General features: G+C 65.7%; 9 protein-coding genes. 6 read left to right on the forward strand and 3 right to left on the reverse strand.

Features of this window, described 5'->3' with window-relative positions:
- Positions 1 to 91: 91 nt before the first annotated feature.
- On the reverse strand, positions 92 to 1,069 hold the full coding sequence (locus BKG60_RS05920) for an esterase family protein (RefSeq protein WP_070184640.1): 978 nt from the start codon (positions 1,067 to 1,069) through the stop codon (positions 92 to 94).
- A 464-nt stretch (positions 1,070 to 1,533) separates the two neighbouring features.
- Between BKG60_RS05920 and BKG60_RS05925 the strand changes: the two genes are divergently transcribed.
- Complete coding sequence (locus BKG60_RS05925) at positions 1,534 to 2,700, forward strand: acyl-CoA dehydrogenase family protein (protein ID WP_075909358.1); 1,167 nt, start codon at positions 1,534 to 1,536, stop codon at positions 2,698 to 2,700.
- A 19-nt stretch (positions 2,701 to 2,719) separates the two neighbouring features.
- Here the strand turns inward: BKG60_RS05925 and BKG60_RS05930 are convergent, their stop codons facing one another.
- Positions 2,720 to 3,376, reverse strand: coding sequence for a hydrolase (locus BKG60_RS05930; RefSeq protein WP_075909392.1), 657 nt, complete (start codon positions 3,374 to 3,376; stop codon positions 2,720 to 2,722).
- Between the two features lie 61 nt (positions 3,377 to 3,437).
- The gene (locus BKG60_RS05935) at positions 3,438 to 4,406 is read right to left on the reverse strand and encodes a VOC family protein (protein ID WP_131827514.1); all 969 of its coding nucleotides are present in this window, start codon (positions 4,404 to 4,406) and stop codon (positions 3,438 to 3,440) included.
- Between the two features lie 116 nt (positions 4,407 to 4,522).
- Between BKG60_RS05935 and BKG60_RS05940 the strand changes: the two genes are divergently transcribed.
- From BKG60_RS05940 to BKG60_RS05960, 5 genes are all read left to right on the forward strand, one after another.
- Positions 4,523 to 5,152 (forward strand): UbiX family flavin prenyltransferase, encoded by a 630-nt coding sequence (locus tag BKG60_RS05940; RefSeq protein WP_075909394.1) that lies wholly within the window; start codon positions 4,523 to 4,525, stop codon positions 5,150 to 5,152.
- Positions 5,149 to 6,738 (forward strand): UbiD family decarboxylase, encoded by a 1,590-nt coding sequence (locus tag BKG60_RS05945; protein WP_075909359.1) that lies wholly within the window; start codon positions 5,149 to 5,151, stop codon positions 6,736 to 6,738. The genes BKG60_RS05940 and BKG60_RS05945 overlap by 4 nt, the downstream gene beginning before the upstream one ends.
- Positions 6,739 to 6,805: 67 nt before the next feature.
- Positions 6,806 to 7,735 carry an LLM class F420-dependent oxidoreductase gene (locus BKG60_RS05950; RefSeq protein ID WP_075909360.1) on the forward strand — a complete coding sequence of 310 codons (930 nt, stop codon included), beginning with the start codon at positions 6,806 to 6,808 and terminating at the stop codon, positions 7,733 to 7,735.
- An 80-nt stretch (positions 7,736 to 7,815) separates the two neighbouring features.
- Positions 7,816 to 10,548, forward strand: a complete 2,733-nt coding sequence (locus BKG60_RS05955) for a helix-turn-helix transcriptional regulator (RefSeq protein ID WP_075909361.1) — start codon at positions 7,816 to 7,818, stop codon at positions 10,546 to 10,548.
- Between the two features lie 111 nt (positions 10,549 to 10,659).
- Entirely contained in the window at positions 10,660 to 11,313 is a 654-nt protein-coding gene (locus BKG60_RS05960; RefSeq protein WP_075909362.1) for an HD domain-containing protein, read from the forward strand.
- The last annotated feature ends 42 nt before the right edge of the window (positions 11,314 to 11,355 follow it).

Consider the following 11,355-nt stretch of genomic DNA (forward strand, 5'->3'; position numbering starts at 1 on the left):
ACTTCGCCCGCCAGATACCTTCTCCCGCCAGATACAAAACTGCCCCAAATCCGAAGATTTGGGGCAGTTCTGTGTCTGTTCGCGGGGCTGGTTAGCCGAGCACCCGCTGCAGGTCCGGAACCATGGCCTGCAACTGCTGACCCCAGTAGGCCCAGTTGTGGGTACCGGAATCCGGGAAGTTGAACACACCGTTGGTACCGCCTGCGGCGATGTAGTTGTCCTGGAACGTCCGGTTGGTGCGGATGGTCAGGCCTTCGAGGAAGGTGGCGGGCAGATCGCCGCCGCCGAGCTCGTTGGGCTGGCCGTTGCCGCAGTAGATCCAGAGGCGGGTGTTGTTGGCCACCAGCGTGGGGATCTGCACCATCGGGTCGTTGCGCTTCCAGGCGCTGTTCGGGTCCTCGGTCGGGCCCCACATGTCGTTGGCCTTGTAGCCGCCGGCGTCACCCATGGAGATGTTGATCAGGAACGGCCACCAGCCCTCGGAGGGGTTCAGGAAGCCCGACATCGAACCGGCGTAGATGAACCGGTCAGGGTGGTACGTCGCCAGAATCAGCGCGGCGGAGCCGGCCATCGACAGGCCGATCGCGGCGTTACCGGTCGCGGCGACATCGCGGTTGGCGGCCAGCCACTGCGGCAGCTCGCTGGTCAGGAAGGTCTCCCACTTGTACGTGGTGCAACCGGCCTTACCGCAGGCCTGGTTGTACCAGTCGGAGTAGAAGCTCGACTGGCCACCGACGGGCATGACAACCGACAGGCCGCTGTCGAGGAACATCTCGAACGCGTTGGTGTTGATGTCCCAGCCGTTGAAGTCGTCCTGAGCGCGCAGGCCGTCGAGCAGGTACACCGCGTGCGAACCCGGCCCACCGCTCTGGAACTGAATCTTGATGTCGCGGCCCATCGACGGCGACGGGACCATCAGGTACTCAACCGGCAGGCCCGGGCGGGAGAAGGCCCCAGCGGTTGCCGATCCGCCGGCAACGCCGATCAAGCCAGGCAGCAACAGAGCTGCCACGGCCGCCACCGTCATGCGGCGGGCCCAATGGCCACGAATCTTGTCAATGAAGGTCATACTGCGAATCCATCCGTCTTCCGGTCATTACGCCATTTGCGCGGTCGGCGATCAGCGTCGCCAAGCGACATGGCAACGACCGAGTCGTCGTTGCACTGTCACGCCCGCTCGTCCGAGCCGGTGCCTCTGATGAGCGGACCGAAGAATTCAGTTGTTGCGCCTTGAGTAAATCACGCGTCCACGACGAGGGAAAACCCGCGGCGCGCCAACGAACTGCATATCTACGGATTCAGAAAAGTGAATTCGGCTTTATCTCGCGCCCATCGGAAGGCGATCTACCTGCAAAAACGCGTTCCTCCCCCGGACCGCACCGGCGGCGCTCGATGAACACCGATGCTTATCCGTTCACAACCGGTGTCCGGAGGGTTATCCGATCGTCGCCAACCGGTATTCCAAATTGCCTGCACACGCCCTCACTCGGGCCGAAACCTGACCATACTAAAAAGTATGGTAACTTTCGGCACATGACCTCCCCCCTCACCACCGACCGCTCCATCACCGCCGAATTCGTCGCCCGCCTGGCCGAGCGGGCCGCTGAGGCCGAGGAGTTGCGCCGGCTTCCCGATGCGACGGTGGCCGAGCTTGTCGACTCCGGTTTCACCGAACTGTTGGTACCCGCGCGGTTTGGCGGTCGGCAGGGAGATTTCCCGCAGATCCTGGACCCCGTACGCCGGATGGCCCACGGCTGCACCTCGAGCGCCTGGACGATCGGCTTCCTGGCCCTGCACAACTGGATGCTGTCGCTGTTCGGTGAGCAGGCCCAGGAGGAGGCGTTCGCCAGCAGACCGTTCCTTGCTCCGGCCCCGTTGGCGCCGACCGGGCGGGGACTACCGGTCGACGGAGGCATTCGCCTGACCGGCAGGTGGTCCTGGGCCACCGGCGTCATGCACGGGAACTGGATCATCGTCGCGGCGTTGTGCGGCCCCGACGACGGGCTGTACCCGGCGCTGGCGCTGCTGCCGATCAGCGACGTGACGGTGGCCGATGTGTGGCACACCGACGGCATGCGAGCCACCGGGTCCAACGACGCCATCGCCTCCGACGTCTTCGTGCCCGAGCACCGGTTGGTGAAGGTGCTCGACATCTATTCCGGAACGGCTCCGGGTGCCGGACTGCACGACGGCTCCGCCTACCGCTGGCCGATGGTGCCCGCACTGGCCCTGTTGGCCGCGATGCCGGCACTGGGCAGTGCCGAGCGGGTCACCGAGATCTACGCGCAGCGCCTGGGCGAACGCGTACTGCCCTACGAAGGCGTCATACAGAAGGACAAGCCGATCGCTCAGGCCCACCTGGCCGGGGCTCAGGTACGGGTGCGCGCGTTGCGGGCTCTGCTGGCCGACACCGTCGGCGAGATCGAAGCGGTCGTGGCGTCCGGCGACCCGGTCGACAAACCGGTGCGCGCGCAGGCGCGGCTGTCGGCGGCGCACATCGTCAGCGAGTCGAAGGCCGTCATCGCCGACCTACTGGGCGCCGGCGGCGCGAGCATCCATTTCCTGTCCAGCCCCCTGCAACGCTTCAAGCGCGACGTCGACGTCCTGTCCGGCCATGTGGTGTTCGACTACGACACCAGCCGCGAGTTGGCCGGTGCGCTGGCGCTGGGGATGAAGATCCCCCGGACGTCGATGATCTGAGCGGCGTGCTGATCGCAGCTCACCGCGGCGGTCTGGGCAACTCCCTGACGTAGGTCACGCCCTGTCCCCAGGCACCCATGTGTTGCGTGATGATCTCGTTGAGTGGGCCATAAGTTTCCTCGCGCGCCCAGTCACGCTGGAACTCGGAGAGCAGCTGAGCGACCGAAACCGGCGCGACGCCGGCCAGGATCATCCGCTGGACGGCCGCATCGTGAGCAGCCTGGGAGGAGCCGGCGGACGCGTCCACCACCGCGTAGACGTCGACGCCTTGCTCCTTGGCGGACAGCGCCGGCAGGGTCAAGCACACCTCGGTCCAGAGTCCGGCGATGATCAGCTTCGTCCGACCGGTAGCAGCGACGGCGTCCCGGATACGGCCGTCCTGCCAGGCATTGATGAAGGTGCGGTCGATGACATGGTGGCCCGGAAAGACCTCGCGCAGCTCGGGAATCAGTTGCCCGCCGAAGGATTCGGCGGCGATGGAAGTCAGGATGGTCGGGATCTCGAACAGCCGGCCCAGCTTGGCCAGCGTTGTCACGTTGTTCACCAGGCTCTGCGGGTCCGTCGCACTGCGAGCCCCGAACAGCATCTGGGGTTGATGGTCGATCAGCAGCAATACCGCGTCTTCCTTGGCGATGACAGACGAGATCTCGCTGTCCTTCAGGTCGGGACTGGCCATCTGACGCATCTCCTGTGTGGATGTTGTTCTTTGGCAACGGAATTCGGAAAGAGCTGGCAACTCACCGCATCTGGTCGTCGTGGATCTCGACCACGTAATCCCCAGGGAACCGCACGATCACGCTGTGCCCGTCCGGCCCGGCGTGCGGGCCCCACAACACGGTGGCCCCCTTCGCCTTCGCCTTCGCCACCGTTTCAGCGACACTCTCCACAGCTATTCCCGCGGACTCCCGACCGAACGGATACGGCAACTGACCGTCGGTGCCGATGATGACGGTGTTCCCGTAATCCGATGTGGCGAGCACCCGGTGATAGGTTTTGCCCGCTAGACCGATCTGCGCGCCGTCTGCCGTGGCGTCGTCAGACACCTTCTCGCCTTGGGTGAAGGCCAGATATGACACCAGAAATTGGTCCATGGTGCTTTCCGGTACATACATGCGGAGGTCCGGCTTCGTGGTCAGCGGTGGGTACAGATTCGGCGGCAACTCGAACAGGTGCCACAACTGCACCGCGGCGCCGGCGGGAAACTGGATGACCGCGTCCCGCCCCAGCGGATCGTCGAATGGGGCCACCAGCACATGGGCATGCGCGGCCGAGGCCTGTTGAACCGCCTGATCCACGTCGGTGACTCCCCAGCCGGAGACCTCGGATCCGAACGGATACGGAATGCCCGTGCTGAACTCGTACACCGAGAGAGCGGCTACCGGCGACGACAACATGATCGCGGTCGCCTTACTCGGGTAGGGCGTCAGGTCGATGTCATTCACCGGGGGTTGTGCGTGACCGCCGAAGGTGGCGATCCATGAGTCGACGAATGCTGCAGCGGTACCCGACTGGGCGTAGACGTGGAACGTGCGGAACGCCGCACCGAGCGCGATCTTGGCGTCCTCGCGCGAAGCGGCGGAGCAGGCGTTGACCGACAGCACCGCCGCGACGAGGAGCAGCGACAAAATACGTTTGCGGAGAATGCTTTTCATACCGGCATAGCTGTGCACCATCACACGATCGCGGGAATCGAGAGGCGCTCGCATCCGCAAGTGGCTAGCCGTACTGGCTAGCCGGCCGACGACTTTCCACGTCATGCAATCGATCGCGACGTTCAGGCATTCATAGTTGTATGGCAGCGAAGCACGACACGTATTCGCCGATGCGCCTGGTGGTGGCCATGACCGGGGCGACGGGCGCCGCACTCGGCATCCGCCTGCTGGAAATACTGGCCGAACTCGGCGTCGAGACGCACCTGATTCTCAGCGACTGGGCCCGGGCGACCATCAAACTCGAGACCGACCACAGCGTCGACGAAGTCCGCGCGCTCGCCTCGCATACCCACAGTTCCCGCGATCTCGCGGCAGGCATCTCCAGTGGTTCGTTCCTCACCGACGGAATGGTCGTGTGCCCGTGCAGCATGAAGACTTTGAGCGCCATCCGGATCGGGTACAGCGACAACCTGATCACCCGGGCCGCCGATGTCACGCTCAAGGAACGCCGCAAGCTGGTGTTGGTGGCTCGGGAGGCGCCCCTGAGCGAGGTCCACCTGGACAACATGCACTATCTGGCCCGCGCCGGCGCGGTGATATTCCCCCCGACGGTCGCCTACTACGACCGACCCGCATCGCTCGACGAGGCGACAAACTACGTGGTCGGTCGCCTGCTCGATCAACTGGGTATTCCACACTCGCTGATCAGGCGTTGGAAGGACGGTCAGGCCGGCGACGGGGACTCCGCGGTCACACCCATCCATCGGACAAGTTCCGATCCAGTGAGGAGAACGAAATGACGGCCTCGACACGCCCACAGCAGAACGGTCGGCCAGAGAAGTCGGACACCGGCCCCGACCTCCGGAGCTGGCTGACCACGCTGCAGGCCGCCGACCAGTTGCGGCGCGTCACGGCGGCAGTCGACTGGAACGAGGAGATCGGTGCAATCACCCGCGTCAACCTCTCCCTCGACGGACCGGCACTGCTATTCGAGAACATCGTCGACCACCAGACCACTCGCTGCACCAAGTTTCTGACCTCAGCGATCGGCAACCGTCGCCAGATTCAGCTGATGCTGGGACTACCTGAGGGAACCGGGGATTCGGAGATCGTGCGCCATCTGAAGAACACGTTCAGAAATCCGGTGCCGCCGCGTGTCGTCGAGACCGGCCCGGTCAAGGCGAACGTCGTCGAGCGCGACGACGTGGACCTCTTTCAGTTCCCGGTGCCCAAATGGCATGCGGCGGACGGCGGTCGGTACATCGACACCTTCTGTGGCGTCGTCACCGCGGACAAGGCAACGGGACGTGACAACATCGGCCTGTATCGCGGACAGATCGTCGACCGCGACAAGATCGCCAAGCTCATGGTGCCCAGCCAGGGGTGGGGCGGCCACCTGGAGGGGTACACGCCGGAGCCCATGCCGGTGGCGATCGTCTACGGCTGGCACGACGTACTGCCGTTCTGCGCCGGGAGTCCTTTCCCGCGAAACGTCTGCGAATGGGACATGATGGGCGCACTGCTCGGCCGACCGGTGGATCTGGTGGCCTGCGATACGGTGCCACTGCACGTGCCGGCGAGCGCCGAGATCGTCGTCGAGGGCTACCTGGACCCCGACCCCGTGACGTTCGTCGAAGAAGGGCCGTTCGCGGAATACCCCGGATTTCTCGGCAGCGCCGCGCCGGCGCCGGTTCTGCACGTCACCCGCATCACCCACCGCGACGATCCGGTGCTGCGCGGCACCCTCGAAGGGATCCGGCCGGGATTCTTCAACGAAGACAGCATCATCAATTTCGCGCGATCGGCCATCACTTGGAACATGCTGGAGGACCTGGGAATCGGCGGCATCACCGACCTGTGGATGACGGAGGTGACCAACGGCCAGAACACCATCGTGCAGATCCACAAGGCTTATCGCGGGCACGCGCAGCAGGTAGCCGCTGCGTTGTGGGGAACCGGCGGATCGGTCTGGTTCCACAAGAACGTCATGGTCGTCGAGGAGGACGTCGACGTCCACGATCCGGTCGCGCTGGACTGGGCGATGACGTACCGGGTCAACGCCGGTCTCGGCGACATCGCCTTCTACGGGCAGACCATGGGGTCACCGCTGGATCCGTCCACCCCGCCGGAAAAGAATGACAGCGCTCGGTTCGGGGCCGGTGAATGGACCAGGGTGCTCATCGACGCGACCCGGAGCTGGGAGTTCGAGCCTCGCCCGGAGTGGGGTGGGCGGCACTACCCGCCGATCGACAAGGTCGACCCGGCATTGGAAGCCAAGGTCGCTGCCCGCTGGCAGGAGTACGGGATCGGCATGCCCTACCTCGACGATGCCCGACGCGAGCTGTTGACCATGGCGGAACTCAGCAAACGGCTGCCCGAGGTGTGACACCCGCAGCGGTACGAGTTGACCGTTTGGCCCGAACAATTCGACACGATCAGAAAGCAGGTTCACGTTGACCATCCGCCTGGGACTTCAGGTTTCGAACTACTCGTACGGCGCCGGCGTAGCCGATTTGTTCCCCACCGTGATCGCGCAGGCGAAGGAAGCCGAAGCGGCGGGCTTCGACTCAGTGTTCGTCATGGATCACTTCTATCAACTACCCGGGCTGGGCGCACCGGACGAGCCGATGCTCGAGGCCTACACCGCCCTGGGTGCCCTCGCGACCGCGACCGAACGCGTGCAGCTCGGCACGTTGGTCACCGGCAACACCTACCGCAACCCGACACTGCTGGCCAAGGCGGTCACCACGTTGGACGTTGTCAGCCAAGGCCGGGCCGTGCTTGGCCTCGGTACCGGCTGGTTCGAATTCGAGCACGACGCACTGGGTTACGAGTTCGGCACCTTCACCGACCGCTTCGACAAACTCGGGGAGGCGCTGCAGATCATCCTGCCGATGCTCGCCGGTGAGCGGCCCACGTTCGAGGGCACGTACTACCGCACACAAGAGGCGATGGCCGAGCCGCGATTGCGCGATCACATCCCGCTCGTGATCGGTGGCAGCGGCGAGAAGAAGACTATTCCCCTGGCGGCCAAACACTTCGACCATCTGAACATCAGTGCGGGCTTCGACCAGTTGCCCCACAAGTTGCAGGTGGTTCGGGAATGCTGCGAGAGGATCGGCCGTGATCCCGCCACGCTGGAGACCAGCATGCTGGTCCTCGCCCTCATCGACGAGAACGTCACCGACAGCGTCGTCCCCGACGACCTGAAACAGCAGGTCGTGTTCGGAAGCCCCGAGCAGGTGGCCGATCAGATTCAGACCAAGGTGCTCGACGCCGGCGTCGATGGAGTGATTCTCAGCCCCGCGACGAATCTGAACGGCTATCAACCCGGCCGCGCCGCGGCCGTCGCGGACCTCTTGAAGCCGATGCTCACGATGTGACGAATCCCGGGCTGCGTCGAGAGGAGGTCACGTTATAGCGTCGTGGAGTGTCGGCACGGCTGGGAAGCACCCCCGCAAAGATGACGGGCCGGCAAGTCGAACGCGCGATACTCGATCAGCTCGTCGCGGCACTGCGCGCAGGCCAGAGCCGGTCGCTGGTCATCCACGGCGAGGTCGGTATCGGCAAGACCGCGCTGCTGGATTATCTCGCGGCGCGCGCAACCAACATGCGAATCGTGCGGACGGCGGGGGTCGAGTCAGAGATGGAACTGGCCTACGCGGGCCTACACCAGATCTGTGCTCCGTTCCTCGACCGCCTTGATCACCTCCCGGTGCCACAGCGCGAGGCCATGCAGGTGGCCTTCGGAATCAGCCCGGGCCCCACCCCGGACCAGTTCGTCTTCGGTCTCGGCTTGCTGGGCCTGCTATCACACGCGGCCGAGGAGAAGCCGCTGTTGTGCGTTGTCGACGATCAGCAATGGTTGGACTGCGCATCGGCGAAGGCATTGGCATTTGTCGCCCGCAGGCTCGGCGAGGAATCCGTCGGGATGGTGTTCGCGACCCGGGAACGCCGGATAGAGGTCGTCGGCCTGCCGGACCTCCCAGTCGCGGAATTGCCGGAGGACGAGGCGCGCCAGCTCCTCGACTCAGCGCTACGGGGCCCTATCGACGCGCGCGTCCGCGATCAGATCGTCGCCGAGACACACGGCAATCCTCTTGCCTTGCTGGAACTTCCGCGTGGCGCATCAGCGGTCGCATTGGCCGGGGGTTTTGTTCTACCGCCTGCGGATTCGCTTACCGGTGCTCTGGAGGAGAGCTTCCGCCGCCGGTACGCCGCCCTCTCTTCCGGCGCTCGCAGGCTGCTGCTGATCGCGGCGGCCGATCCGACCGGTGACGCTGCCCTCGTCTGGCGGTCCGCTGCACGCATGGGGATCGGACCCGACACCGCGGTCGAGGCCGCCGATGCCGGTCTCGCCGACGTCGGCACACATGTGCGGTTCCGGCACCCGTTGGTGCGCTCGGCGACGTACTGGTCAGCGTCGGCGGCCGACCGCCAGTCGGTGCACCGCACGATCGGGGAGGAGACCGACCCCGAGCACGATCCGGATCGGCGCATCTGGCATTTCGCCGAAGCGGCTGCGGGACCGGATGCCGACCTCGCCGACGATCTTGAGCGCTCCGCGAGTCAGGCGCTGCGACGCGGCGGCCTGGCTGCTGCGGCGGCGTTTCTCGAACGGTCGGCACTGTTGACGCTGGACCCGGCCCGCCGCGGCGAACGGGCACTTGCCGCGGCCGAGGTAAAGGTGCAGGCGGGACGTTTCGACACGGCGATCTCCCTGGTGACCACGGCCGAATCCGGACCACTCGACGAGCGTCAGCGTGCGCGTATCGACCTGCTCCGCGCCCAGCTCGCGTTCGCGGCCAGTCGCGGCGGGGAGGCGTCGCTCCTGCTGTTGCGAGCGGCAAAGCGATTCGAACCCGTCGATTCCGACCGCGCCAGGGAAACCTATCTCGACGGCATCTCCGCTGCCGCCTTCGCCGGCCGGCTCGCCAGCCCCGGCGGCGGTGTACTGGACCTGTCGCGCGCCGCCGCCGCGGCCCCTGCGCCCCCACAGTCACCCCGGGCGATCGATCACCTCCTGAACGGGCTGGCCACCAATTTCGTCGAGGGGTATCCGCCGGCGGTGCCCAGCCTCCGAGCCGCGCTGGCGAGTTTCCCGGGAACGATGACGGCCACCGACGAACTGCGGTGGATGTGGCTGGTCAACGAGGCTGCGCTGCACCTGTGGGACGACGAGCGTTGGAATGCCTTGTCGGCGCGCTACCTTCAGCTAGCCCGTGATGTCGGAGCGCTCACCGAACTCCCGCTGGCGCTCAGTACCCGCGCCATCATGCTGGTATTCACCGGAGAGTTGTCCGCCGCGGCCGCACTCATCGAGGAGCAGGCCGCGGCAACGGAGGCGACCGGCATCAACCTGGGGCCCTACGCCGCCGCGTATCTCGCGGCCATGCGCGGCCAACGCGCAGAGTCCACCGCGCTCACCGAGAGGATCCTCACCGAGGTGCCTCAGCGCGGCGAGGGCATCGGCATCGCCATCGCCGAATGGACACGGGCCCTGCTGCACAACGGCACGGGCAACTACCCGGAGGCGATGGCCGCGGCCCAACGCGCGTTGGACCAACAGGAATACCCCGACCTCCACTATCCCGGGATCGCGAACTGGGCTGCGCATGAGCTGATCGAAGCCGCTGCTCGCAGCGAGATGACTGACACGGCGACGGAAGCCGCCGAGTGGATCACGGAGATGGCGAACGCGAGCCGTACCGACTGGGCTCTGGGGGTCGGTGCCCGCTCACGGGCCCTACTGGCGCAGGGCGACGACGCCGAACACCTCTACCGCGAGGCGATCGCCAGGCTGGGAGACAGCCATGTCCGGACCGACCTGGCCCGCGCCCACCTGCTCTACGGCGAATGGCTGCGGCGGGAGCGGCGCCGGGTCGATGCACGCGAACAACTGCGCACGGCCCATCAGATGCTGGAATCGATTGGCATGTCGGCTTTCGCCGACCGCGCTCGGCACGAACTGCTGGCCACCGGCGAAACTGCCCGCAAGCGTTCAGCACCCACGGTGACCGCCGAGCTCACCGCGCAGGAAGCCCAGATAGCCCGATTGGCCCGCGACGGGCTCTCTAACCCCGAGATCGGCACCCGTCTGTTCATCAGCACCAAAACCGTGCAATACCACCTGCGGAAGGTGTTCACGAAACTCGGCATCACGTCGCGCGGACAGCTCGAGTACGTCCAGTTCTGACAGCCTGGCCATGACGGCTAGGCAGTGACCGATGCGAAGCAGAGCGGCCCGGACGGAACCTGATGGCAGTCGTCGGCCGCACCGGCCGACCCATCTGAACAGGATATCCCCGTGGCCGCACCTTCTGTCGACACCGTCTACGACATCGCTCTCCCCGACACGCCCCTCGTCCGTGACGTCACCGAGTTCGCCCGCGACGCCCTCGACGATCTGCTCTTCGACCACTCACGACGCGTGTTCTTCTTCGGCGCCCTGCAGGGCCGGCGGCGTGGGCTGCAGCCGGACCTGGAGCTTCTCTACACCGGCGCGATGTTCCACGATCTCGGCCTGACCGAGGCCTATCGCAGCACCTCCCCGCTGCGTTTCGAGGTCGACGGCGCCAACGCGGCGCGAGAGTTCCTGCTGCAGCGCGGCATCGACGAGGCCGCCGCCCGCAACGTGTGGCTGGGCATCGCCCTGCACACCACACCCGGCGTCCCGGAGTTTCTGGAGCCCGAGGTCGCGCTCGTTACCGCCGGAGTCGAAACGGACGTGCTGGGCATCGGACGCGACGACTTGACTCCCGATGCGCTTGCAGCCGTCGTAGCGGCACACCCGCGGCCCGACTTCAAAAACCGCATTCTGCAAGCCTTTTACGGTGGGATCAAGGACCGCCCCGGCACCACATTCGGCACCGTGAACGACGACGTCATCGCACACTTCGACGCCTCGTTCATCCGCGAGAACTTCGTCGACACCATTCTCGGGAACAGCTGGCCTGAGTAGCGGCCACTGCCCTTATCCCCCGACGCTTGTCAAAGAGAGGCT

Origin of the sequence: Mycobacterium syngnathidarum (genome assembly GCF_001942625.1) — a bacterium.
In the GTDB taxonomy this organism is placed as follows: Bacteria; Actinomycetota; Actinomycetes; order Mycobacteriales; family Mycobacteriaceae; genus Mycobacterium; species Mycobacterium syngnathidarum.